Source organism: Streptomyces sp. NPDC107575, assembly GCF_055657265.1.
The window spans coordinates 177,537-200,797 of the sequence record NZ_JBVKBG010000003.1; the positions used below are offsets into that span (position 1 = coordinate 177,537).

At 70.8% G+C, this 23,261-nt stretch carries 20 protein-coding genes; 9 read left to right on the plus strand and 11 right to left on the minus strand.

Annotation, left to right across the window (positions count from 1 at the left end; genetic code table 11):
* The first annotated feature begins 24 nt into the window (after positions 1-24).
* Both ACZ7L4_RS14055 and ACZ7L4_RS14060 read left to right on the plus strand, forming a co-directional pair.
* Entirely contained in the window at positions 25-975 is a 951-nt protein-coding gene (locus tag ACZ7L4_RS14055; RefSeq protein WP_472102306.1) for a hypothetical protein, read from the plus strand.
* Between the two features lie 159 nt (positions 976-1,134).
* Positions 1,135-2,073 (plus strand): carbohydrate kinase family protein, encoded by a 939-nt coding sequence (locus tag ACZ7L4_RS14060; protein WP_472102307.1) that lies wholly within the window; start codon positions 1,135-1,137, stop codon positions 2,071-2,073.
* Positions 2,074-2,168: 95 nt separating this feature from the next.
* Here ACZ7L4_RS14060 and uvrA read toward each other — a convergent pair whose 3' ends face one another.
* The gene (gene uvrA, locus ACZ7L4_RS14065; RefSeq protein ID WP_472102309.1) at positions 2,169-5,213 is read right to left on the minus strand and encodes an excinuclease ABC subunit UvrA; all 3,045 of its coding nucleotides are present in this window, start codon (positions 5,211-5,213) and stop codon (positions 2,169-2,171) included.
* Between the two features lie 298 nt (positions 5,214-5,511).
* Between uvrA and ACZ7L4_RS14070 the strand changes: the two genes are divergently transcribed.
* Both ACZ7L4_RS14070 and ACZ7L4_RS14075 read left to right on the plus strand, forming a co-directional pair.
* Complete coding sequence (locus ACZ7L4_RS14070; protein WP_472102311.1) at positions 5,512-6,240, plus strand: maleylpyruvate isomerase family mycothiol-dependent enzyme; 729 nt, start codon at positions 5,512-5,514, stop codon at positions 6,238-6,240.
* 9 nt (positions 6,241-6,249) lie between these two features.
* Positions 6,250-6,906: an MBL fold metallo-hydrolase gene (locus ACZ7L4_RS14075; protein WP_472102313.1), complete on the plus strand. Its 657-nt coding sequence runs from the start codon at positions 6,250-6,252 to the stop codon at positions 6,904-6,906.
* A 47-nt stretch (positions 6,907-6,953) separates the two neighbouring features.
* Here ACZ7L4_RS14075 and aroQ read toward each other — a convergent pair whose 3' ends face one another.
* The 8 genes from aroQ to ACZ7L4_RS14115 all read right to left on the minus strand — a co-directional run bounded on the left by aroQ (position 6,954) and on the right by ACZ7L4_RS14115 (position 16,074).
* Positions 6,954-7,427, minus strand: coding sequence for a type II 3-dehydroquinate dehydratase (aroQ, locus tag ACZ7L4_RS14080; protein WP_472102315.1), 474 nt, complete (start codon positions 7,425-7,427; stop codon positions 6,954-6,956).
* An 83-nt stretch (positions 7,428-7,510) separates the two neighbouring features.
* Positions 7,511-8,611, minus strand: coding sequence for a calcium:cation antiporter (locus ACZ7L4_RS14085; RefSeq protein ID WP_472102317.1), 1,101 nt, complete (start codon positions 8,609-8,611; stop codon positions 7,511-7,513).
* A gap of 83 nt (positions 8,612-8,694) precedes the next feature.
* Positions 8,695-8,997: a hypothetical protein gene (locus tag ACZ7L4_RS14090; protein ID WP_472102319.1), complete on the minus strand. Its 303-nt coding sequence runs from the start codon at positions 8,995-8,997 to the stop codon at positions 8,695-8,697.
* Positions 8,998-9,126: 129 nt separating this feature from the next.
* On the minus strand, positions 9,127-10,116 hold the full coding sequence (locus ACZ7L4_RS14095) for a TerC family protein (RefSeq protein ID WP_472102320.1): 990 nt from the start codon (positions 10,114-10,116) through the stop codon (positions 9,127-9,129).
* 233 nt (positions 10,117-10,349) lie between these two features.
* On the minus strand, positions 10,350-12,266 hold the full coding sequence (locus ACZ7L4_RS14100; RefSeq protein ID WP_472102322.1) for a TerD family protein: 1,917 nt from the start codon (positions 12,264-12,266) through the stop codon (positions 10,350-10,352).
* 10 nt (positions 12,267-12,276) lie between these two features.
* Positions 12,277-12,843, minus strand: coding sequence for a TerD family protein (locus ACZ7L4_RS14105; RefSeq protein WP_472103994.1), 567 nt, complete (start codon positions 12,841-12,843; stop codon positions 12,277-12,279).
* A gap of 163 nt (positions 12,844-13,006) precedes the next feature.
* Entirely contained in the window at positions 13,007-15,148 is a 2,142-nt protein-coding gene (gene uvrB, locus ACZ7L4_RS14110; protein WP_472102324.1) for an excinuclease ABC subunit UvrB, read from the minus strand.
* 74 nt (positions 15,149-15,222) lie between these two features.
* On the minus strand, positions 15,223-16,074 hold the full coding sequence (locus tag ACZ7L4_RS14115) for an MHYT domain-containing protein (protein ID WP_472102326.1): 852 nt from the start codon (positions 16,072-16,074) through the stop codon (positions 15,223-15,225).
* Between the two features lie 270 nt (positions 16,075-16,344).
* On the opposite strand from ACZ7L4_RS14115, the gene ACZ7L4_RS14120 reads away from it, so the two are divergent.
* From ACZ7L4_RS14120 to ACZ7L4_RS14130, 3 genes are all read left to right on the plus strand, one after another.
* Positions 16,345-17,220, plus strand: a complete 876-nt coding sequence (locus ACZ7L4_RS14120; RefSeq protein ID WP_472102328.1) for a glycerophosphodiester phosphodiesterase — start codon at positions 16,345-16,347, stop codon at positions 17,218-17,220.
* A gap of 41 nt (positions 17,221-17,261) precedes the next feature.
* Entirely contained in the window at positions 17,262-17,834 is a 573-nt protein-coding gene (locus ACZ7L4_RS14125; protein WP_472102330.1) for a methylated-DNA--[protein]-cysteine S-methyltransferase, read from the plus strand.
* Between the two features lie 191 nt (positions 17,835-18,025).
* Positions 18,026-19,216, plus strand: coding sequence for an MFS transporter (locus ACZ7L4_RS14130; RefSeq protein ID WP_472102332.1), 1,191 nt, complete (start codon positions 18,026-18,028; stop codon positions 19,214-19,216).
* Between the two features lie 24 nt (positions 19,217-19,240).
* Here ACZ7L4_RS14130 and ACZ7L4_RS14135 read toward each other — a convergent pair whose 3' ends face one another.
* Entirely contained in the window at positions 19,241-19,627 is a 387-nt protein-coding gene (locus ACZ7L4_RS14135; RefSeq protein WP_472102334.1) for a cupin domain-containing protein, read from the minus strand.
* 207 nt (positions 19,628-19,834) lie between these two features.
* On the opposite strand from ACZ7L4_RS14135, the gene fdhA reads away from it, so the two are divergent.
* A complete protein-coding gene (gene fdhA, locus ACZ7L4_RS14140) occupies positions 19,835-21,061 on the plus strand; it encodes a formaldehyde dehydrogenase, glutathione-independent (protein ID WP_450816345.1) in 1,227 nt (408 codons plus the stop codon).
* An 84-nt stretch (positions 21,062-21,145) separates the two neighbouring features.
* Here fdhA and ACZ7L4_RS14145 read toward each other — a convergent pair whose 3' ends face one another.
* The gene (locus ACZ7L4_RS14145; RefSeq protein WP_472102336.1) at positions 21,146-21,943 is read right to left on the minus strand and encodes a methyltransferase domain-containing protein; all 798 of its coding nucleotides are present in this window, start codon (positions 21,941-21,943) and stop codon (positions 21,146-21,148) included.
* Between the two features lie 173 nt (positions 21,944-22,116).
* Here ACZ7L4_RS14145 and ACZ7L4_RS14150 point away from each other — a divergent pair, with 173 nt between their 5' ends.
* Complete coding sequence (locus tag ACZ7L4_RS14150; RefSeq protein WP_472102338.1) at positions 22,117-23,244, plus strand: magnesium and cobalt transport protein CorA; 1,128 nt, start codon at positions 22,117-22,119, stop codon at positions 23,242-23,244.
* Positions 23,245-23,261: the final 17 nt, after the last annotated feature.

Below are 23,261 nucleotides of genomic sequence, written 5' to 3' on the forward strand. Positions count from 1 at the left end.
GCCGGGTGACTTGAGGCGGTGAGCATGCGGCTCGAAGAACGACGGACCGAAGCGGCCCGGGCGCCGAACCTGGAGGCCGCGCTGCGCTCCGGCCCGTTCAGCAGCGCCCTGCGGGCCGCGATCGCCGCCCGGCGGCTGCCCCTGCACCGGGTGCGCCATCACCTGGCACGCCGTGGCGTCCACATCGGGGTCACCAGCCTGAGCTACTGGCAGCAGGGCGCGCGGCGGCCGCAGCGTCCCGAGTCGATGCGGGCCGTGCGCGCCCTGGAGGAGATCCTCGAACTGCCCGAGGAGTCGCTGATCCGGCTGCTCGGCCCGGCACCCGAAGCGGCCGCGCCCAAGGGCCGGGCGGGCCGCTCGTACCGGTCGTTCACCGAGGCGTCCGGGGCCGTCGAGCGGCTGCTCACGGAGCTGGGGTCGCCGCTGGACGGCGGGCTGCACACCGTCGGGCACCACGAGCGGGTGCGGATCGGCGGGCACCGGCAGCTCCTCGGCAGGGACTCGCAGCAGATCGTGCGGGCGCACCGCGACGGCGTGGATCGCTATGTGGCCGTCCACCATGGCGATCCGGGATGCACCCCGGCGGATGTGGCGGTCTGCGCCATGGAGAACTGCCGTACGGGGCGGGTGCGCTGGGATGCCGGGACGGGCGTCCTGGTCGCGGAGTTGCTCTTCGACGCGCGGCTGCGGGCGGGCGACACCCATCTGTTCCGCTACGGGTTCGAGGACGGGACGGCCGGTTCCGCGTCCGAGTACGTCCGCGGATTCGGCTTCGCCGGAGGGCAGTACGCGCTCCAGGTCAGGTTCTCGGACGACGCGCTGCCCGTGCGCTGCCACCGCTTCGCCCAGCGGTCGGCCGCGGCCCCGCGCGACGACCGCCACGAGCTCGTGCTGAGCGGCCCCCACCGGTCCGTGCACATGGTGGAGCCGCAGGTGCGGGCGGGCCTTGTGGGGATCGGCTGGGACTGGGAGTGAGGGCCGGGAGCGCGGTCCTGCGGTGAACCGTGCCCGGTTTCCGGGGCGTACGTGCCCGGGTGCGCGGCGGGCGTGCCCGGTTCGGGTGAGGCGGGTGCCTCGCCGTGCGTGAGGCTCTAGCGTCGACGGTGCCCGCTCGTCCGCTCGAAAGGAAACACCGTGATCGTCGTCGCCGGAGAGGCACTGATCGACCTCGTCCCGCAGGGCGTGCCCACCGACGGCGGCCCCGGCACCGAACTGCCCGCCCTCGCCCCGCGGCTCGGCGGCGGCCCGTACAACACGGCGGTGGCGCTCGGCCGCCTCGGCTCGCCCGTCGCGTTCTGCTCCCGGGTGTCGCGGGACGCCTTCGGCGAGGCGCTGCTCGGCGGCCTGCGGGCGGCGGGGGTGGACGTGTCCCCGGTGCAGCGCGGCGACGAGCCGACGACGCTCGCCGTGGCCTCCATCGGCGCGGACGGCTCCGCCGGGTACTCCTTCTACGTGGAGGGGACGGCCGACCGGCTCTTCGCGGCCCCCGACGCACTGCCGGAGGGCACGCGCGCGGTGTCGTTCGGCACGTGCTCGCTGGTCCTCGAACCGGGCGCGACCGCGTACGAGGACGTGATGCGCTCGGCCGCCGCGCAGGGCGTGTGCACGGCGCTCGACCCGAACATCCGGGCCGGCCTGATCCCGGACGCGGACGCCTACCGGGCCCGCTTCAAGAGCTGGCTCGCGTCGACGACGCTGCTGAAGCTTTCCGAGGAAGACGCCGAGTGGCTGGGCGGCACGCCGCAGGAGTGGCTGGCCGCGGGCCCTGCCGCCGTGGTGATCACGCGCGGCGGGGAGGGGCTGACCGTGCTCACGCGGGACGGGGGCGAGTACTCGGTGCCGGGCGAGACGGTCGACGTCGTGGACACGATCGGCGCCGGTGACACCGTCAACGCGGCGCTGCTGCACGGGCTTTCGCGGCTTGACGCCCTCTCCCCCGCCGCGATCGCCGGGCTGGACGGCGAGGCCTGGTCCCGGCTGCTGCGGTTCGCCGCGCGCGCGGCGGCGGTCACCTGCTCCCGCGCGGGCGCGGAACCGCCGTACGCCGACGAGCTGGTGGGCCCCGCCTGGTGAGGTGTGACCTGAGGACCGGATCCTGAACGGGCGGCGCCCCGTGGGGAGTTCCCACGGGGCGCCTTCGCGCGTGTGCCGGCGACGCCGGGCCTCCGTCAGGCCTTGCGGGTCTTCCCGGTCGCCTTCTTGGCGGCGGGCTTCTTCGCTGCGGCCTTGGTGGCGGCCGACTTGGTGGCCGCCTTCTTGGCGGTCGTCGACTTCGCCGTGGCCGTCTTCTTGGCCGGGGCCTTCGTCGCCGCCACGGTCTTCTTCGCCGCCTTGCGGGCGCGCGTGGCGGGCACGGCCGCGTCGCTGACCCGGTCGGCGCCGAGGACGTCGCGCAGGAACTTGCCGGTGTGGCTGGTCGGCACGGCCGCGACCTGCTCCGGGGTGCCCTCGGCGACGACGAGCCCGCCGCCGCTGCCGCCCTCGGGACCCATGTCGACGATCCAGTCGGCGGTCTTGATGACGTCGAGGTTGTGCTCGATGACGATCACCGAGTTGCCCTTGTCGACGAGCCCGGAGAGCACGGTGATGAGCTTGCTGATGTCCTCGAAGTGCAGACCCGTGGTCGGCTCGTCGAGCACGTACACCGTGCGGCCCGTGGAACGCTTCTGGAGCTCACTGGCGAGCTTCACGCGCTGCGCCTCACCGCCGGAGAGCGTCGGCGCGGGCTGCCCGAGCCGGACGTAGCCGAGACCCACGTCGTTGAGCGTCTTCAGGTGGCGGGCGATCGCCGGGACGGCCTCGAAGAAGCTCAGCGCCTCCTCGATCGGCATGTCCAGGACCTCGGAGATGGACTTGCCCTTGTAGTGGACCTCAAGGGTCTCCCGGTTGTAGCGCGCGCCGTGGCAGACCTCGCACGGGACGTACACGTCCGGCAGGAAGTTCATCTCGATCTTGATAGTGCCGTCACCGGAGCAGTTCTCGCAGCGGCCGCCCTTGACGTTGAAGGAGAAGCGCCCCGGCAGGTAGCCGCGGACCTTCGCCTCGGTCGTCTCGGCGAACAGCTTGCGGACGTTGTCGAAGACTCCGGTGTACGTCGCCGGATTCGACCGCGGCGTGCGGCCGATGGGCGACTGGTCGACGTGCACGACCTTGTCGACGAGGTCGTCGCCTTCCACGCGCGTGTGCCGGCCCGGAACGGAGCGCGCCCCGTTCAACTCCCTGGCCAGGTGCGTGTACAGGATGTCGTTCACCAGCGTCGACTTGCCGGAGCCCGAGACGCCGGTGACGGCCGTCAGGACGCCCAGCGGGAACGACACGTCGATGTCCTGGAGGTTGTTCTCCTTCGCGCCGTGCACCGTGAGGCGGCGGGCCGGGTCCGCGGGCCGCCGGATGTCCGGGATCGCGATGGCCTTCTTGCCCGCCAGGTACTGACCGGTCATCGACTCCGGGTTCGCCAGCAGCTCCTTCAACGGACCGCTGTGCACGACCTTGCCGCCGTGCTCACCGGCGCCGGGGCCGATGTCGACGATCCAGTCGGCGACCTTGATGGTGTCCTCGTCGTGCTCGACCACGATGAGCGTGTTGCCCATGTCACGGAGCCGGACGAGCGTCTCGATGAGCCGGTGGTTGTCGCGCTGGTGCAGGCCGATGGACGGCTCGTCGAGCACGTACAGGACGCCGACCAGGCCGGAGCCGATCTGCGTGGCGAGCCGGATGCGCTGGGCCTCGCCGCCGGAGAGGGTGCCCGCCGCGCGGTTGAGCGACAGGTAGTCGAGGCCGACGTCGACGAGGAAGCGCAGCCGCTCGTTGACCTCCTTGAGGACGCGCTCGGCGATCTTCTTGTCGCGCGCGTTGAGCTTCAGCTCGCTCAGGAAGTCGGCGCAGTCGCTGATGGACATGGCCGAGACCTCGGCGATGGACCTGCCCATGACCGTGACGGCCAGGATCAGCGGCTTCAGTCGCGTGCCCTCACAGGTCGGGCAGGGCACCTCGCGCATGTAGCCCTCGAAGCGCTCGCGGCTCGCGTCCGACTCGGCCTCGCTGTGCCGGCGCTTCACGAACGGGACGGCGCCCTCGAAGGGCGTCGTGTAGCGGCGCTCGCGCCCGTACCTGTTGCGGTAGCGGACCTCGATCTGCGTCTTGTGGCCGTTCAGGAGCGCCTTCTTGGCGCGCTGCGGCAGACCCGCGAAGGGGATGTCCGTACGGAATCCGAGCGCGTCCGCGAGCGCCCCGATGAGGCGGCCGAAGTAGTCCTTCGTGTGCCCGTGCGACCACGGGTGGATGGCGCCCTCGTCGAGCGACTTGTCCTCGTCCGGGACGATCAGCTCGGGGTCGACCTCCATGCGCGTGCCGATGCCGGTGCAGTCGGGGCAGGCGCCGAAGGGCGAGTTGAAGGAGAAGGAGCGCGGCTCCAGCTCCTCGAAGGACAGGTCGTCGTACGTGCAGTACAGGTGCTCCGAGTACATCCGCTCGCGCTCGGGGTCGTCCTCGGGGAGGTCGACGAAGTCGAGCACGACCATGCCGCCGGAGAGGCCGAGGGCCGTCTCCACGGAGTCGGTCAGGCGGCGCTTGGCGGAGCTCTTCACGGTGAGGCGGTCGACGACCACCTCGATGGTGTGCTTCTCCTGCTTCTTCAGCGTCGGCGGCTCGGACAGCTGGATCGTCTGCCCGTCCACGCGCGCGCGGGAGTAGCCCTTGGTCTGCAGGTCGCTGAAGAGGTCGACGAACTCGCCCTTGCGCTCGCGCACGAGCGGCGACAGGACCTGGAAGCGGCTGCCCTCGGGCAGCTCCAGGACCTTGTCGACGATGGCCTGCGGCGACTGGCGGGCGATGGGGCGGCCGCACTCCGGGCAGTGCGGCTTGCCCACGCGCGCGAAGAGCAGGCGCAGGTAGTCGTAGACCTCGGTGATGGTGCCGACCGTGGAGCGCGGGTTGCGCGAGGTCGACTTCTGGTCGATCGAGACGGCCGGGGAGAGGCCCTCGATGAAGTCGACGTCCGGCTTGTCCATCTGGCCGAGGAACTGGCGCGCGTACGAGGACAGCGATTCGACGTACCGGCGCTGCCCCTCGGCGAAGATCGTGTCGAACGCGAGGGAGGACTTACCGGAGCCGGACAGACCGGTGAAGACGATGAGGGAGTCGCGCGGGAGGTCGAGCGAGACATTCCGAAGATTGTGCTCGCGCGCGCCACGGACGATGAGACGGTCGGCCACGCCGGTCCGCACCTTTCTTGAGAGACAAGTGACAGGGGCGGGCCCCCGTCTCTCGAGGTCTGACTCTCGAGGGCGCTCACGCCGTGATCGAGGCGGAGCGGCCCTGAGAAGGCTGTCCTTCGAAGACTAGAGGGAGCCACTGACAACGCCGGTCGGATTCCCTGCTTGGTAACAAACTGGGCCCCGCAGAACTTCCAGGATGCCCGACGCCGCCCTCGACCATATAGCACGTACATTCGATTCACGCGGATCGTAGGCCACCTTCACCCGAACGTGTCGCGGGGCTATCGTCGGCGCCATGAGTGATCATGTGCGCGACCTGGCGTCAGTACGCGAAGCGACCGACCGGCTGCTCGCCGCGGTCGGCACCCTGGACAACGCCGCCGTGGCCGGTCCTTCACGGCTCCCGGGGTGGACCCGCGGGCACGTTCTCGCCCACCTGGCCCGCAACGCGGACGCGCTCGTCAACGTCCTCGAGGGCCGCCCCATGTACGCGAGCGCCGAGGTCCGGGACGCCGACATCGACCGGGACGCCCCGCGCGGCCTGCGCGAGCAGCTCGGCGACGTACAGGAGAGCGCGGAGCGCTTCCAGCGCCTGGGGGCCGAGGAGGCCGACTGGGCGCGCACCGTGGAGCTGCGCAACGGCGTGAAGGACCTCGCCTCGAACGTGCCGTTCCGGCGCTGGATCGAGGTCGAGCTGCACCACGTGGACCTCGGGATCGGCTATGAACTGGAGGACCTCTCCCCCGAGTTCACCCAGCGGGAGATCAACTTCCTCGCGAAGCGGTTCCGCGACCACCCGGGCCTGCCGCCCCTGCTGATCAAGCAGGACGACGGCCGGATGATCTCCACGGGGGCCGTGCAGGCGCTCTCCATGGACGAGATCAAGGACGGCGCTCCCCTGCCGCCCCTCGGCATCGTCGTCAAGGGCCACCAGGCGGACCTCCTGGGCTGGCTCGCGGGCCGCAGGGACGGCGGCGCCCTCACCGTCGACCGGGGCTCCCTGCCCGACCTGCCCCCGCTATAGGCTGAATCCATGACGTACAGCGGAAGCGTGAAGGTCGGCGGCCCGGCGGATGTGCACGAGCTGCGGGATCTGATGATCTCCAAGGTCGCGGTCGGGCCGATGGACAACAACGCCTACCTGTTGCGCTGCCGCGCGACCGATCAGCAGCTCCTGATCGACGCGGCGAACGAGCCGCGGACGCTGCTGGGTCTCATCGGTGAGGACGGCATCGCGGCCGTCGTCACCACGCACCGGCACGGCGACCACTGGCAGGCCCTCCAGGAGGTCGTCGAGGCGACCGGCGCGCGCACGTACGCGGGGCGCGAGGACGTCGAGGGGATCCCGGTGGCGACGGACGTGGCCGTCGCCGACGGGGACACCGTCGAGTTCGGCCGGATCACGCTCACCGCCCGCCACCTGGTCGGCCACACGCCCGGTTCGATCGCCCTGGTCTACGACGACCCGCACGGCCACCCGCACGTCTTCACCGGTGACTGCCTGTTCCCCGGCGGCGTGGGCAACACGTGGAAGGACCCCGAGGCCTTCGCGAGCCTCATCGAGGACGTCGAGACGAAGATCTTCGGCACGCTGCCGGACGAGACGTGGGTCTACCCGGGGCACGGGGGCGACACGACGCTGGGCGCCGAGCGCCCCCACCTCCAGGAGTGGCGCGAGCGGGGCTGGTGACCTCTTTGGTGGGCCGTTTCGTTTCGGCCCACCTATAGGCGGCGTTTTTACGCCTGCGCCGTCCCCGGCGCGGCGAGCGCCGCCACCCGCTCCACGCCGAACGCGTAGCCCTGCACACCGCATCCGGCGATCACGCCGTCGGCGCGCAGCGACACGTAGGAGTGGTGCCGGAACTCCTCGCGCTGGTGGATGTTGGAGATGTGGACCTCCACCACCGGCATGCCGTCACAGGTGTTGAGCGCGTCCAGGATCGCCACCGAGGTGTGCGAGTAGGCGGCCGGGTTGATCACGATGCCGACGTGGTTCTCGCGCGCCTCGTGGATCCAGTCGACCAGCTCGCCCTCGTGGTTGGACTGCCGGAAGTCCACGGTGGCGCCGAGCGCGGTGGCCGCCTTCACGCACAGGGCCTCGACGTCGGCGAGGGTGTCGCGGCCGTAGATCTCCGGCTGGCGCTTGCCGAGCAGGTTCAGGTTCGGGCCGTTGAGAACCATGATCGGGGCGTTGGCGAGCGTGCGCGGCACGAGGGACCTCCGTAGAAGAGCGTTTGCTCCTTGAGGGTCTATCACGGCGCCGGCACCGCCCGAAGGGGGTGGTCACAGGGCGGTCAGGGCGTGACGGCGAGTTCGATGTACGCGGCCAGGATCACCAGGTGGACGCCGCCCTGCAGCGGTGTGGCACGGCCCGGGACGATGGTGAGGGTCGCGACCACCATGGTCAGCGCGAGCAGCACCATGTGGGTGGCGCCGAGCCCGAGGACGAGCGGCCCGGTCAGCCAGTACGAGGCGATGGCGACGGCAGGCACCGTGAGGCCGATGCTGGCCATGGACGAGCCGAGCGCGAGGTTGAGGCTGGTCTGCACCCGGTCCCTGCGGGCCGCGCGGAGCGCCGCGATGGTCTCGGGCAGCAGCACGAGCAGCGCGATGATCACGCCGACCACGGCCTGCGGCATGCCGGCCGCCTCGACCCCCTGCTCGATCGTCTTCGAGACGCCCTTGGTGAGTCCGACGACGGCGACCAGGGCGAGCGCGAGCAGACCGAGGCTGAACAGGGCGGTCCGGGTACTCGGCACGTCGGCGTGGTCGTCGGCGTCGATCACCTCGCCGTGCTTGGTGATCGGCAGGAAGTAGTCGCGGTGGCGGACGGTCTGCGTCGCGACGAAGAGGCCGTACAGGACGAGCGCGGCGACGGCCGAGAAGACCAGCTGGGAGGTGGAGAACTCCGGGCCGAGCTTGCTGGTGGTGAACGTCGGCAGGACCAGGCAGAGCGTCGCGAGCGTGGCCACGGTGGCGAGGGCTCCGCCGGTGCCCTCGGACTGGAAGACCGCCACGCGGTGCCGCAGCGCGGCCGCGAGCAGGCTGACGCCCACGATGCCGTTGCAGGTGATCATGACGGCGGCGAACACGGTGTCGCGGGCGAGCGTGGAGCTCTTGGCCCCGCCGTCGGCCATCAAGGTGACGATCAGGGCGACCTCGATGATCGTCACGGCCACGGCGAGCACGAGCGAACCGAAGGGCTCACCGACCCGGTGGGCGACGACCTCCGCGTGGTGCACGGCCGCGAGCACGGAGACCGCGAGGACCACCGCGACGACGGCGACCACGGCGCCGGGCAGATCGCGGCCCCAGGTGAACGCGAGCAGCACGATCGCGATCAGTGGCACCACCACGGTCCACTGCGTACTCAGCGCCCGCACTCTGGTGATCATTCATCGATGGTGCCCGTGGCGGGGTGGGGGCGCGACTCCACGGGCGGCGGCGCCCGGCGGGCGCGGGGCGCCGCGCGCGCACGTCACTTGAGCTCGCGCACGTCCTTCAGGTCGCAGTTGACGAAGGCCGGCGGGCGGGTGCACAGGGCCGAGAGCTGCTTGTTGAGCTCGGCCACCTCGGGGTGTTCGTTGCTGCGCATCGCGTCCTCGTAGGACTCGAACTCGATGACCGCGAGATAGCGGCCCGTGGTGTCCCGGTCCTTGAGCATCATCCGGTGCGTGGGGCCGCCCTCGGTGCCCTGCATCCGCTGTTCGAAGGCCTCGAGCAGCTCCCGCATCTCGCCGAAGCGCTGCGACTCGAAGTCGATGATCTGGACGAACTTCATGGGGTCCTCCCCCGTCGTGCCCTCGCGCCCCCACGGGACGCGCTCAGGGCACAAAGAAGCACCGGGAGCGACGCACGGCAATCGGCCGCGCACCGCTCCCGGTGCTGGTAATTCCTACGCCCGACGCCGTCAGGCCTCGATGCTGTCCTTCTGAGCCGCTTCGGCCGCGTCCCTCTCGGCCTGCTTCTTCGAGGCGATGAGGCTGGTGATCGTCGTGATGATCAGGACGCCGCAGATGACGGAGAGCGAGACCGGGATGGAGATCTCCGGTACGTGCACCCCCGACTCGTGCAGCGCGTGCAGGATCAGCTTCACGCCGATGAATCCGAGGATCACCGACAGGCCGTAGCTGAGGTGCACCAGCTTCTTGAGCAGTCCGCCGATGAGGAAGTACAGCTGGCGCAGGCCCATCAGGGCGAACGCGTTGGCGGTGAAGACGATGTACGGGTCCTGGGTCAGGCCGAAGATCGCCGGGATCGAGTCCATCGCGAACAGCACGTCGGTCATGCCGATGGCGAGCATGACGACCAGGAGCGGCGTCATGACCTTCTTGCCGTGCTGCTGGATGAAGAGCTTCGTGCCGTGGTACCGGTCCGCGACGCCGAACTTCTTCTCGATCGACTTGAGGATGCGGTTCTCCTCGAACTCCTCCTCTTCCTCGTCCGCCATGGCCTCCTTGATGAGCTTCCAGGCGGTGTACAGGAGGAAGGCGCCGAAGATGTAGAAGACCCACGAGAAGCTGGAGATGATCGCCGCGCCGGCCGCGATGAAGATCGCGCGCAGCACGAGGGCGATCAGCACACCGAACAGCAGCACGCGCTGCTGCAGCTGGGTGGGTACCGAGAACTTCGCCATGATCAGGATGAAGACGAAGAGGTTGTCCACACTGAGCGACTTCTCGGTGATGAAGCCCGCGAAGAACTCGCCGCCGGCCTGGCTGCTCCCCCAGACCATCACGCCGACGCCGAACAGCGCGGCGAGCACGATCCAGACGATCGTCCAGATGCCCGCTTCCTTGATCGACACGTCGTGGGGCTTGCGCCCGATGAAGAAGTCGACCGCGATGAGGGCGCACAGACCGAGAACGGTCAGCACCCACACAGTCATTGATACGTCCACTACTGCGCCTCCGGCGTCGTACGGCTACTGATCAGCGTCGTCGCTGCCGGAGGTCTCTTCCACCCGAGCGCCTTGGCGCGTCTCGGGCCGGCGCCCCGGGATCGATGCCTTCTGGCCTGTCGTCCGTACTGACGGGAACGCCGCGTTGGAGTACTCCCCTCCGCGTCAAGGAGCGTACTCGAAACACCCATGAAAGGTAAAGGGAAAGGTAAAGGAGTCACCAAGTCCGCAGGTCAAAGGCCCCGCTTTCGACGGGCTTCGGCCACTTCCGCGAGCACCTGACGCAGGATTCCGCTGCCCGGAGGGACCGAAGGCGGCTCATACGTCCATGCGTGGCCGACCCAGGGATCGGCCAGGTGATCGTCGGGGACGGGTGTGAGGCGCAGCAGGGCGCGCCACAGGGGGTCGAGCAGCGGCCCGTACTCGGCGGCGTCCTCCCGGTCGGCGACGAGCATCAGGTGCACGCCGACCGCCGGCCCCTCGTCCGCGAGATAGCGCAGCCGGGTGATGGCCCGGTCGTCGAAGCCGTGCGGGAAGTCGTGCACGATCAGGAGCTGCTCGGCGACGTCCAGGTCCGCCGGCAGCGCGTCGGCCGCGCCCGCACGGACCGCCATCTGTACGAGGTCGACGCGCTCGGTCAGCCGCGTCAGCGTGTCCGCGACGCCCGCCGCTCCCCTGGCCGGCGGCCCGGCGAGCACGCCCGCGTCCACGAGCGGGGCGAGCGCGCCCGCCGCGGTGCCCGCCGGGTCGATGACGTGCACGCTGAACCCGTCCGCCGGATGGGCCGCGAGCAGCCGGGCCGCGTGGAGGACGGCGGTGTGGGCGGCACGCGCGCGCAGTGCGTCGGCGTCGGTGAGGCTGTCGGCGGCGGAGGGCCCCGCGTCGATCCACAGGCCGCGCTCCAGCGGCAGCCGTACGAGCATCGGGACGCGCAGTCCGGCGCTCTCGCTCTCGGGCAGGCTCAGCTCCCCGACCCGGACCGCCATGGCGGGCTCCGCGGGGCTGCGGTAGGCGTGCCAGCAGGGGCTGTCCCAGCCCGCGTACGCCGCCGGGAGCGCGGGCTCGACGGCCTCGGCCTCGGCGACGAGCTGCGCCAGGTCGCGGTCGAGCGCCTCCCTGGCCCGGTCGACCAGGGCAGTGTGCCTGGCGCGGGCGGCCTCGCGGGCGGCGTCGCCCTGGCCGCCGAGGCGGCTGCGCGGGTCTGCGGAGTCGGCGAGGGCCCCGTCGAGCTCGCGCTCCATGCGGGAGTCCGCGAAGCCGACGGCGCCGCGGTACGCGGCCGTGGTGCGGGCCAGGTCCTCGAACATGCCCCACACCTGGTTGTAGAGCCGCTCGTCCAGGGACCAGCCCGTCGCGTCCCCGGCGACCGGTGTCGCGGGCTGCGGCGCGGGCGTGAACGGCGCGCTGTCCTGGCGCCGGGGGTGGGTGTAGTCGATGGGGCCGCCGCCCGGCGCCGCGGTCGGCGTGGGGGTGGCCGGAGGCAGGGCCGCGGAGGCGTGGCCCGCGGTGGCCGCCGCGGGCACATGCGCCCCGTCCGCGGCCTCCGGGCGGTTCTCCGGCGTACGGGTCTCCGGGGTACGCGGCGAGGGCGCCACGGCGCGGTCGTGGGCGACGGCGCCGTGGATGGTGCCCGCGAGGGCCCGCGCATCCGGCAGGCCCTGGTCGGCGAGGAGCGCGGCGAGGCCTTCGGCGTAGCCCTGGCCGACGGCGCGCACCTTCCAGGCGCTGTGCCTGCGGTAGAGCTCCAGGGCGACGACGGCCGACTCCGTGTCGAGGTCGGTGATCGTGTAGCTGGCCTCCTCCGCGCCGTCCGGCCCGCCGACCGCGAGGAACGGGGCCGCCGCGGCGCCGAACCGCTCCTGGCCGCCGGCGCACACCGGCAGCGCGAGCAGCACGGTGACGCGGTGCACGTCCCGCGGCATCGCGTCCAGGTCGACGGTCAGTCGGTGCTCGGCCGCGGCCCGGCGCGGGACCTCGATGCCCGGCAGCGCGGGCGCGCCGGGGTGGGCGATCCGGTCCGCGCCGCGCACGACGCCCCGGTCGTCGGCGAGCGTGGCGCCCGCGACGACCGGGCGGCCGGCCGACACCCGGATCTCCAGACGGGTCTGGGTGAGGGGGTGGTTCTGCCCCCTCACCAGTTCGGCCGCCATCGTGGGTCCGCTACAGGCTGGGCAGGATCGAGGGCATCAGGTCCTGGAACGTGCGCCCCTGCGCCGCTTCTCCCAGAGCCGTCATCTTCCAGCCCGCGCCGTCCCGGTGCACCTTCGCCATGATCTGCGCCGTGTACTTCCCGCCGCCGTCCAGCGTGTAGCGGGCGAGCTCCTGGCCGTTCGTCTCGTCGACCAGGCGGCAGAACGCGTTCTGCACCTCCTGGAAGGTCTGCCCCGTGAAGGAGTTGACCGTGAAGACGATCTGGTCGATGTGGACCGGGACGCGCTGCAGGTCGACGACGATCGACTCGTCGTCGCCGCCCTGGCCCGCGCCGCCGACCAGATTGTCACCGGTGTGCCGCACCGAACCGTCGTCGCTGACGAGGTGGCGGAAGAAGACCACGTCGACGGGTTGCTTGTCGGCGAAGAGGACCGCCGACGCGTCGAGGTCGACCTCGCGCGTGCGCGTGCCGAACAGGCCGCGCCGAGGAGCCGCCTGCCAGCCGAGTCCCATCCGTACGGCGGTGAGGGTGCCCCCGCCCTGCTTCTCCAGGCTGATGGCCTGACCCTTGGTCAAGTCGATGCCCACGCGCTGTCCCCTCTCGGACCGTCCCCTGTTGCCGCGCCACATGCACGGTTGGCCCAAACCCTAGAGGGCGGCACCGACAACGCCGCCACCGTGGGCGGGGTTTTGTGGCGGTCCTGCAACACGCCACGCCACCCCCGCCCGTCGTGGCAGGTCAGGCGATGCCCGCCTCCTTCATCTGCCGCAGCTCCTTCTTCATCTCCGACACCTCGTCGCGCAGCCGTGCCGCGACCTCGAACTGCAGGTCGGCGGCGGCCGCCCGCATCCGCTCGGTCAGCTCCTCGATCTGCCCGGACAGCTCGGCCGCGGGACGGTCGGTGGGAACCGTCTCCTCCGCCTTGCCGCGCTTCTTCTTGGCCGGCGCCTTGTCCGCCTTCCCGGCCGAGGGCACGGGGGCCTTGGCACCCTTTCCGTCCTTGCCGCCCTTGCGGTACCCGGTGCCGAGCAGCGCCTCCGTGTCGACGTCCTCGCGCGCGATGGACGCCACGATGTCGTTGATCTTCTTCCGGAGGGGCTGGGGGTCGATCCCGTTCGCCTCGTTGTACGCGACCTGCTTCTCGCGGCGGCGGTTGGTCTCGTCGATGGCCTTCTCCATCGCCGGGGTGATCTTGTCCGCGTACATGTGGACCTGCCCGGAGACATTTCGCGCCGCGCGGCCGATCGTCTGGATCAGCGACGTGCCGGAACGCAGGAAGCCTTCCTTGTCGGCGTCGAGGATCGCGACCAGGGAGACCTCGGGCAGGTCGAGGCCCTCGCGCAGCAGGTTGATGCCGACCAGCACGTCGAACTCGCCCGCGCGCAGCTCGCGCAGCAGCTCGACACGGCGCAGGGTGTCGACGTCGCTGTGCAGATAGCGGACCTGGATGCCGAGCTCGATGAAGTAGTCGGTGAGGTCCTCGGCCATCTTCTTGGTGAGCGTGGTGACCAGGACGCGCTCGTCCTTCTCCGTGCGCGTACGGATCTCGTGCACCAGGTCGTCGATCTGCCCCTCGGTGGGCTTCACGACGACCTCGGGGTCGACGAGGCCGGTGGGGCGGATGATCTGCTCGACGTGGCCGTCCGCGCGCGACAGCTCGTAGTTGCCGGGGGTCGCCGACAGGTAGACGGTCTGGCCGATGCGCTCCTGGAACTCCTCCCACTTGAGCGGGCGGTTGTCCAGCGCGGACGGGAGCCGGAAGCCGTGGTCCACGAGCGTGCGCTTGCGGGAGGCGTCGCCCTCGTACATGGCGCCGATCTGCGGCACGGTGACGTGCGACTCGTCGATCACGAGCAGGAAGTCGTCCGGGAAGTAGTCGAGCAGCGTGTTCGGCGGGGAGCCGGGCTCGCGGCCGTCGAAGTGCATCGAGTAGTTCTCCACGCCGGAGCAGGAGCCGATCTGGCGGAGCATCTCGAGGTCGTACGTGGTCCGCATGCGCAGGCGCTGGGCCTCCAGCATCTTGCCCTGCTTCTCCAGCTCGGCGAGACGCTCCTCCAGCTCCTTCTCGATGTCGTTGGCCGCGCGCTCCAGGCGCTCGGGGCCCGCCACGTAGTGCGTCGCCGGGAAGATGTACAGCGACTCGTCGTCGCTGATGACCTCGCCGGTGAGCGGGTGGAGCGTGGAGAGGGACTCGATCTCGTCGCCGAACATCTCGATGCGGACCGCGAGCTCTTCGTAGACGGGGAAGATCTCGATGGTGTCGCCGCGGACCCGGAAGGTGCCGCGCTGGAACGCCACGTCGTTGCGCGTGTACTGGATGTCCACGAAGCGGCGCAGCAGGTCGTCCCGGTCGATCTCGTCCCCGACCTTCAGGGGGACCATGCGGTCCACGTACTCCTGCGGGGTGCCGAGGCCGTAGATGCAGGAGACGGAGGCGACCACGACGACGTCCCTGCGGGTCAGCAGCGAGTTCGTCGCGGAGTGGCGCAGGCGCTCCACCTCCTCGTTGATCGAGGAGTCCTTCTCGATGTACGTGTCCGACTGCGGAACGTACGCCTCGGGTTGGTAGTAGTCGTAGTACGAGACGAAGTACTCGACCGCGTTGTTCGGCAGCAGCTCGCGGAACTCGTTGGCCAGCTGGGCGGCCAGCGTCTTGTTCGGCGCCATCACGAGCGTGGGGCGCTGGAGCTTCTCGATCATCCACGCCGTGGTGGCGGACTTGCCGGTGCCGGTCGCGCCGAGCAGGACGACGTCCTTCTCGCCCCCGGAGACGCGCTTCTCCAGCTCGGCGATGGCCGCGGGCTGGTCACCGCTGGGCTGGTACGGGCTGACGACCTCGAAAGGCGCCACCGTGCGTTCGATCTTGGATACGGGCCGCATGGAATCAACCGTACGACCCACCACTGACAACCGGGCCCGAACCGCTGTCGGGCCCGGCCCTCACGGGCTCCGGGTCACCAGTCCTGCGGCGTGCGCGAGCGGGGCCGACCCAGGGGGCGGCGCAGTCGCGTGACGGCAGGGGCGGGGGTACCGAGCCGGGCCTGCGCCGCCCGGCTGTCGCGCCAGTCGGGGCGGCCCGTGACCAGCAGCGGGTCGAACACGACGACCACGCCGGCCAGGAGCAGGAAGCCCAGCGGGCCGATCAGCATGGGCCCGAGGATGGCGGTGGCCGAGTCCCCTCCGAGGGATCCTGCGGCATCGGCGTGCGCGTGGACGCTGACGCCCGCCATCGCCATGTAGTGCATCCCCGAGACGGCGAGCCCCATGATCAGGCTCGCGCCGAGGCTCCACATGATGCCGCGCACCTGGACGGCCGCCCACAGGGCGGCGGTCGCCGCCGCCATGGCGATGATCACGGAGGCGACCACGGTGAACGTGTTGTAACTGATCGTCCCGTGAAGACGCATTCCGGCCATTCCGAGGTAGTGCATCGACGCCACCCCGAGGCCCGTGATGGTGCCTCCGGTGAACAGCGCGGGGCCGGTCGCGCCCTTGTAGCCGACGATGAAGACGCCGATGCCGACCATGAGGACGGCCACACCGAGGCTCGCGAACGTGGTCAGCGGGTCGTAGCGGATCGCCATGCCCTTCACGCTGAAGCCCATCATCGCGATGAAGTGCATGGTCCATATCCCGGAGCCGATCGCCGCCGAGCCCAGCGCGAGCCACCCCACCCGCCAGGTGTTGGCGACGAGCAGGGATCTCGTGGTGCAGCGCAGCCCCAGGGCGCCTCCGAGGCAGGCCATGAGGTACGCCACCACCGGTGTGACGAGCCCGTAACTGAAGCCGTCGACCGAACCCTGCATGCGTGACAGCCCTTCCGACTGATTTTCCGTGAGATGTGCAGCTCGTCCCTTCGCGCGCGGCGGCCGAGGCGGCCGCGGGTGAGGCAGAGATTAAAGCGCACACGGGAACGTCCGAACGATTTTCCGGCAAAGAATCCGGCCGCACGACACGGGGGTCGACCGCACTTGAGTGACTCCATTCAACTCGTGACCATCCTGCGCCTACTTTTCGTTCGCTCTCAGCTGTCAATCTCGTACAGTCCGTGATCCCACGACGTATGAGGAGCACACGTGCACGCACGAGCAGCAGCCGCTCTGACCTCAGTGGCGGGCTCCGTCGTCATCGGTGTCCTGGCCCTGCCGACTGCCGCACAAGCCGCCCCCGCACACAACAGAACCGTGGTCGTAGCCCACCGCGGTGCCTCCGCGTACGCGCCCGAGAACACCCTGGCGGCCATCGACAGGGCACACGCCCTGGGGATCACCTGGGTCGAGAACGACGTCCAGCGCACCAAGGACGGCGCCCTGGTCGTCCTGCACGACACCACGCTGGCCCGCACCACCAACGTCGAGCAGCTCTATCCCGACCGCTCCCCGTGGAACGTGTCGGACTTCACCTCGAGCGAGATCGCCAAGCTGGACGCGGGCAGCTGGAAGGGCGCCGAGTACACGGGCACCCGGATCCCGACGCTCCACGAGTATCTGCGGCGCGTCGACCGAAACCACCAGAAGCTGCTCATGGAGGTCAAGTCGCCCGAGCTGTACCCGGGCATCGAGGACCAGATCCTGCACCAGCTGCGCAAGGACGGCTGGCTGGACTCCTGGGACGTCAAGCACCGGCTGATCATCCAGAGCTTCAACGCCGACAGCGTGCGGACCGTGCACGCCCGGCGCCCGGACATCAAGACGGGCTTCCTCGGCACACCCGCCGTGTCCGAGCTTCCCTCGTACGCGAAGTTCGCCGACCAGATCAATCCGTCGCACACGACGATCTCCGCGGACTACGTCAAGGCCGTGCACGCGCTCAAGGGCCCGCACGGCAAGCCGCTCGAGTCCTACACCTGGACCGTCAACGACGCGAAGACCGCGCAGAAGGTGGTCGGCTACGGCGTCGACGGGATCATCAGCAACGCGCCTGACGTGGTGCGGGCCGCCGTCGGCGGCTGATCCGCCCGGCGTTGTCAGTGCCCGGCCGTACCGTGGTCGGCATGAACGCCACTGGACTGAGCGAGACCACTCCCGCCGCGCCGCGGCAGGCCGTGTGGGCCGTCGTGCGCAGTGACATCGGCCCACTGCTGCTCGCCGCGACGGACGCCGGTCTGGTGAACGTGGTCTTCCACGCCACCGACGCGGTGCGGGACAAGGCGCTCGACCGGCTCGGCTCCCGACTCGGGGCCGAGCCCGTCGAGGCTCCCGATTCGCCGCTGCTCGCCGAGGCGATACGGCAGTTCGCGGAGTACTTCGCCGGGCGGCGGCGCGCGTTCGACGTGCCGCTCGACTGGTCGCTGATCACCGGCTTCAACCGGGAAGTGCTGCGCGAGCTGTTCGCCGGGGTGCCGTTCGGGGCGGTCGTCGGGTACGGGGACCTGGCCCACCGGGTCGGACAACCGGGCGCCGCGCAGGCCGTGGGTCTGGCGATGGGGTCGAATCCGCTGCCGGTCGTCGTGCCGTGCCACCGGGTCGTGGAGCGGGACGGCGGGATCGGCGGCTTCGGGGGCGGGCTCGAGACGAAGCGGAAGTTGCTCGCCCTGGAAGGGGTGTTGCCCGAGCCGTTGTTCTGAGACGGTCCTGGGGCGGGGCGAACGAGCGGGGTCCGCGGGGTTGAGCGGGGCGGGGGTGTGCGTTGAGCACGGACGAGGGACAGCTGCGTCCTCCAGAGGATGTGCCCCCGGAGGACGGGCGGACCGGCCCGGTCGGGCGAACCGCGGATGTCGGGCCGGGGACAGAGGCACTGCAACGACGGACCCAGCGGGTGCTCGTCGCCTCGCAGATACTCGGCGGGCTGGGGACCGCCACCGGGATCGCGCTGGCCGCCGTGCTCGCCAAGAAGGTCAGCGGGGACGAGGCGCTCTCCGGCCTCGCGTCCACGGCGAGCGTCGCGGGCACCGCGGTGCTGTCGGTGCCGTTGGCCGCGCTGATGAACGCCCGTGGGCGGCGGGCCGGCCTCGTACTGGCCTATCTGATCGGCACGCTGGGGGCGGTGGTGACCGTCGTCGCCGCCGTGATCGGCACGTTTCCCCTGCTGCTCGTCGGCCTGATGGGCTTCGGCGCGGCGTCCTCGGCCAATCTCCAGGCCCGGTACGCGGCCGCCGACCTGGCCGAGCCGGACCGGCGGGCCCGCGCCATCTCGACGGTCGTGTGGGCCACCACCATCGGCGCCGTCCTCGGGCCGAACATAGCGGCGCCCGCGGGCCGCAGCGTCTCCGGGCTCGGCATACCGCCGGAGGCCGGTCCGTTCGTCTGGGCGGCCGGGGTGTTCCTGATATCGGCGGTCGTGGTGCACCTGCTGCTGCGCCCGGACCCGCTGTTGACCGCGCGTTCCCTGGCCCCCGCCGAGGAGCAGTCGCCCGCCGCGCGGTCCATACGGGCGGGGTTCGCGGCCGTGTCCGCGTCGCCGCGCGCCCGCCTGGCGCTCGTCACGGTCGCGGTGTCGCACACGGCGATGGTGTCCGTCATGTCGATGACGCCGGTCGACCTCGAACACCACGGCGCGGGCATCGAGTTGATCGGGCTCGTGATCAGCGGGCACATCGCGGGGATGTACGCCTTCTCGCCGGTCATGGGACGGCTCGCCGACACGTTCGGCCGGCTCACGGTGATCGGCCTCGCGGTCGGCCTGCTCGCGTGCGCGGCACTGCTCGCCGGGACGGCGGGCGGGAGTCACGGGCAGAGCGCGGCGGCGCTGTTCCTGCTCGGGCTCGGCTGGTCGGCCGGGCTCGTCGCGGGCTCCGCGCTGCTCACGGACTCCGTGCCGCAGGCCGCGCGGGCCGCCGCGCAGGGGCTCTCCGACCTGACGACGAGCCTGTCGGCGGGGATCGGCGGCGCGACGGCCGGCATCGTGGTGGCGACGGCGAGCTACGCGTGGCTGAACCTGGCCGCGGCCTGCCTGCTGCTCCCGCTCGGGGCGCTGGCGCTGTTCACGCGGCGGGCCCAACGCCCGTAGCGGAAGGGGCAGTTCGGGCGCGGGTCAGCCGAGGGTGATGTGGTACGCCTTGCGCAGGGTCTCGTGCACCGTCCAGGTCGTCCGGTCGCCCTCGCGCAGCACGGCGGCCGTGCCGGGACCCAGTTCCAGGGTGTCGCCGCCCTCGACCGCGACGGTGGCGCGGCCGCTGACGACCACGAACAGCTCGTTGGCCTCGGTGTCGGTGACCACGCCGGGCGTGATCTGCCAGATGCCGCGCAGCTGCTTGCCGTCGGCCGACTCCCACAGCACCTTGCCGGTCACCTCGGGGGTGCCGGAGACGATCTGTGCGGGGTCGAGCGGCTCCGGTTCGAGGTCCACGTCCGGGACGCGGACGGCGAAGGAACCGGCGAAGGAGCCGGGGGAGCTTGCGGGTCGGTCGTTCGTGGTCATGGCCAGTCACCGTAGATGACCTGTGCCTCCCCTCTCACTGGACGGCCTGTGCCGTACGGGCCCCGCCGACTGGACGGCTCGTCGAGGCTTCAACAACTCCGGCCGGAAGGCTCCTCAGAACGCCGTTTCGGTAGCAGACTCCGCCGTGCGCACAGCCGGAGCATCCGCCGTAGACGAGTCACGGAGCTGAAGGGACGGCGATCAGGCATGAGCGGAAACAGGGCAGTCGCATATCTCAAGCCGGGCACGGTGGAGGTCAGGACCATCGAGCACCCGACCCTGGAGCTGAAGGACGGGCCCGGAGTGGCCCCGCAGAACGTGGGCAGGACCTGTCGGCACGGTGTGATCCTCAAGGTGCTCGCCACCAACATCTGCGGCAGCGACCAGCACATGGTGCGCGGCCGCACCACGGCACCCGAGGGCCTCGTCCTGGGCCACGAGATCACCGGCGAGATCGTGGAGAAGGGCCCGGACGTCGAGTTCCTGGACGTCGGGGACATCGTCTCCGTGCCGTTCAACATCGCCTGCGGGCGCTGCCGCAACTGCAAGGAGCGCAAGACCGGCATCTGCCTGAACGTCAACCCGGCACGGCCCGGGGCGGCTTACGGCTATGTCGACATGGGCGGCTGGGTCGGCGGCCAGGCCGAGTACGCGATGATCCCCTACGCGGACTTCAACGCGCTGCGCTTCCCCGACGCCGACCAGGCGCGCGAGAAGCTCCTCGACCTCACCATGCTCTCCGACATCTTCCCGACCGGCTTCCACGGTGCGGTGACGGCGGGCACGAAGGTCGGTTCGACGGTGTACGTGGCCGGGGCCGGGCCCGTCGGGCTCGCGGCGGCGGCATCGGCGCACCTGCTGGGCGCGGCCGTGGTGATCGTCGGCGACCTGAACGCCGAACGGCTCGCGCAGGCCCGGAGTTTCGGCTGCGAGACGGTCGACCTCACACGCGGCACCGTGGAGGAACAGGTCGCCGAGATCCTCGGGGTTCCCGAGGTGGACGCTGCCGTGGACGCGGTCGGCTTCGAGGCCCGCGCGCACGGCCCGGACGCTCCCGAGGCCCCGGCCACGGTCCTCAACTCGCTGATGGGGCTCACGGCGGCCGGTGGCGCGCTCGGCATCCCCGGCCTGTACGTCACCGACGATCCGGGCGGCGTCGACCAGGACGCGCGCACCGGGACGCTCAAGGTGCGGCTCGGCCTCGGCTGGGCGAAGAGCCACCAGTTCACGACGGGGCAGTGCCCGGTGATGCAGTACCACCGGGGCCTGATGATGGCGATCCTGCACGAGCGCGTGCACATCGCGAAGGCCGTCAACGCGACCGTGATCGGCATCGAGGACGCGCCGCGCGGCTACGCGGAGTTCGACCAGGGTGCGAGCCGCAAGTACGTCCTCGACCCGCACGGCGCGCTGAGCGGCGTACGGCCGGTCTGAGGCCGACGGGCGGAAGTGGGCTCCACGCGCGCGTGGAGCCCACTTCCGAGCCCCGTGCCGCAGGGACCGCCGACCGCGATGCGCCTACTTCCGCCCCCACGCCGAGATCAGCGGCGCCGTCGCCAGGTCCATCGTTCCTTCGGCGACATTCGCCAGATGCCGGTCGATCTCGTCGTCCGTGGCCAGCCCCGCCGTCACGAGCTGCGCACGGATCTGCCCGACCGTCGCCGTCTCCAGCGCCGTGCAGGCCGGCGACGCCAGCGGGAAGTACGCGTCCGCCTCGACCTGCCGCAGGCCCGCCGCCCGCAGCAGCCCGGGCAGCTTGCGGCCGTAGCTCAGGTCGGCGCCGCGCTCCGCGAGCAGGGAGCGGAAGCCGTGCCGCAGGCGGTTGGCCAGCTGCTGCGCGGGCCCCGCCTCGTCCGGGCAGAGCAGGGGCTGAAGCGCGGGATCGGCGTCCTCGATGAGCAGCCGGCCGCCGGGGCGCAGCGCACGGATCATCGACGCCAACGCCCGCTCCCGGTCCGGGACATGGACCAGGACGAGCCGCGCGTGCACCAGGTCGAAGCTCTCCGCGGGCGGCTCGTCGACGCCGATGTCGTGGCGTCGCACCTCGACGGGCGTGCGGGGCGTGGCGGTCTGCCAGGACGTGTCGATGTCGGTGGCGAGGACCCGGCCGGTCGGCCCGACCTTCCGCGCGAGCCACGAGACCACCGACGTGCCGCCGGCCCCGACCTCCCAGCAGCGCCAGCCGGAACCGATGCCGAGACGCTCGATGTGCCGGAACGTCGTGGGGTCGAAGAGGACCGAGAAGGCGTCGAAGCGCCGCCCCGCCTCGGGCTGCTGGTTGTCGAGGAGGTACGCGTGCTCGCCTGATCGCATCATGAACCGATCATCCCAGCCCAATCATTGGATACCGGACATTGCGCAACGGAGCGGAGTCTTCCGTTCCCACAGGGCTGGACAGGCTGTCGGTGACCGCTGGCAGACTGATCCACCAAGTCGTCTTCGCGACGGAGACACGACGGAGAACGGATGGGAACGGGGAGGGGCCGAGCATGTCGATGGCGGGCAATCTGCGGAAGGTCGGCGGTCTGCGCAGGGTGGGCGGCCTGCGCAAGGTCGCGCGGCTCGCGCGGCGCGCGCCCAAGGTCGACCTGAGCCACCCGGCGCGCTCCCCGCTGGGCTCCGCGGTGGTGAACTGCGTGACCTACCGGGACGGCGTGCGCGAGTCGGGCGACAGCGATCTCGTCGAGTCGGTGCGCGCGGTGCGCAAGGCAGCGGACGGGTTCGTCTGGCTGGGGCTGCACGAGCCGTCGGAGGTGGAGTTCGCGGACATCGCCGAGCTGTTCGACCTGCACCCCCTGGCCGTCGAAGACGCGGTGCACGCGCACCAGCGGCCCAAGGTGGAGCGGTACGGGCAGACGCTCTTCGCGGTCCTGAAGACGGTCTGCTACGTCGACCACGCGGAGCTCACCGCCACCAGCGAGGTGGTGGACACCGGCGAGATCATGGTGTTCCTCGGCCAGGACTTCGTGATCACGGTGCGGCACGGCAGGCACGGCTCGCTCGGCCCCGTGCGCGAGCGGATCGAGGCGGACACGGAGCAGTTGGCCAAGGGCCCGGCCGCGGTGCTGCACGCGATCGCGGACAGCGTCGTCGACGACTATCTGACGGTGATCGACGAGGTCCAGGCCGACATCGACGAGGTGGAGGCGGACGTCTTCGCGCAGAACGGCGCGAAGGCCGACCCCGGCCGGATCTATCAACTCAAGCGCGAGCTGCTCGAGTTGAAGCGGGCCGTGGTGCCGCTGTCCCGGCCGATACAGGAGCTCGCGGGGCGCCCCTTCCCCGCCGTGCCGCCCGAGATACAGGCGTACTTCCGCGATGTGTCGGACCACCTGCTGCGAGCGGCGGAGCAGATAGCGTCCTTCGACGAACTGCTCAACTCGATCCTGCAGGCCCACCTGGCGCAGGTGACGGTCGCGCAGAACGAGGACATGCGCAAGATCACGGCGTGGGCCGCCATCGTGGCCGTGCCGACGATGGGCTGCGGCGTCTACGGCATGAACTTCGAGTACATGCCGGAGCTGCACTGGCGGTTCGGCTATCCGCTGATGATGTCCGTGATAGCCGTGATCTGTTTCGTGGTCTACCGGGGGTTCAAGCGCAACGGCTGGCTGTGAGCCGCACGGCACTACGG

What these genes read in the sequence shown, in the direction of transcription:
- ACZ7L4_RS14055 (WP_472102306.1), top strand. Translation starts at nt 25, where the DNA reads ATGCGGCTCGAAGAACGACGGACCGAAGCGGCCCGGGCGCCGAACCTG.
- ACZ7L4_RS14070 (WP_472102311.1), top strand. Translation starts at nt 5,512, where the DNA reads ATGAGTGATCATGTGCGCGACCTGGCGTCAGTACGCGAAGCGACCGAC.
- ACZ7L4_RS14075 (WP_472102313.1), top strand. Translation starts at nt 6,250, where the DNA reads ATGACGTACAGCGGAAGCGTGAAGGTCGGCGGCCCGGCGGATGTGCAC.
- ACZ7L4_RS14085 (WP_472102317.1), bottom strand. Translation starts at nt 8,611, where the DNA reads ATGATCACCAGAGTGCGGGCGCTGAGTACGCAGTGGACCGTGGTGGTG.
- ACZ7L4_RS14090 (WP_472102319.1), bottom strand. Translation starts at nt 8,997, where the DNA reads ATGAAGTTCGTCCAGATCATCGACTTCGAGTCGCAGCGCTTCGGCGAG.
- ACZ7L4_RS14100 (WP_472102322.1), bottom strand. Translation starts at nt 12,266, where the DNA reads ATGGCGGCCGAACTGGTGAGGGGGCAGAACCACCCCCTCACCCAGACC.
- uvrB (WP_472102324.1), bottom strand. Translation starts at nt 15,148, where the DNA reads ATGCGGCCCGTATCCAAGATCGAACGCACGGTGGCGCCTTTCGAGGTC.
- ACZ7L4_RS14115 (WP_472102326.1), bottom strand. Translation starts at nt 16,074, where the DNA reads ATGCAGGGTTCGGTCGACGGCTTCAGTTACGGGCTCGTCACACCGGTG.
- ACZ7L4_RS14125 (WP_472102330.1), top strand. Translation starts at nt 17,262, where the DNA reads ATGAACGCCACTGGACTGAGCGAGACCACTCCCGCCGCGCCGCGGCAG.
- ACZ7L4_RS14135 (WP_472102334.1), bottom strand. Translation starts at nt 19,627, where the DNA reads ATGACCACGAACGACCGACCCGCAAGCTCCCCCGGCTCCTTCGCCGGT.
- fdhA (WP_450816345.1), top strand. Translation starts at nt 19,835, where the DNA reads ATGAGCGGAAACAGGGCAGTCGCATATCTCAAGCCGGGCACGGTGGAG.
- ACZ7L4_RS14145 (WP_472102336.1), bottom strand. Translation starts at nt 21,943, where the DNA reads ATGATGCGATCAGGCGAGCACGCGTACCTCCTCGACAACCAGCAGCCC.
- ACZ7L4_RS14150 (WP_472102338.1), top strand. Translation starts at nt 22,117, where the DNA reads ATGTCGATGGCGGGCAATCTGCGGAAGGTCGGCGGTCTGCGCAGGGTG.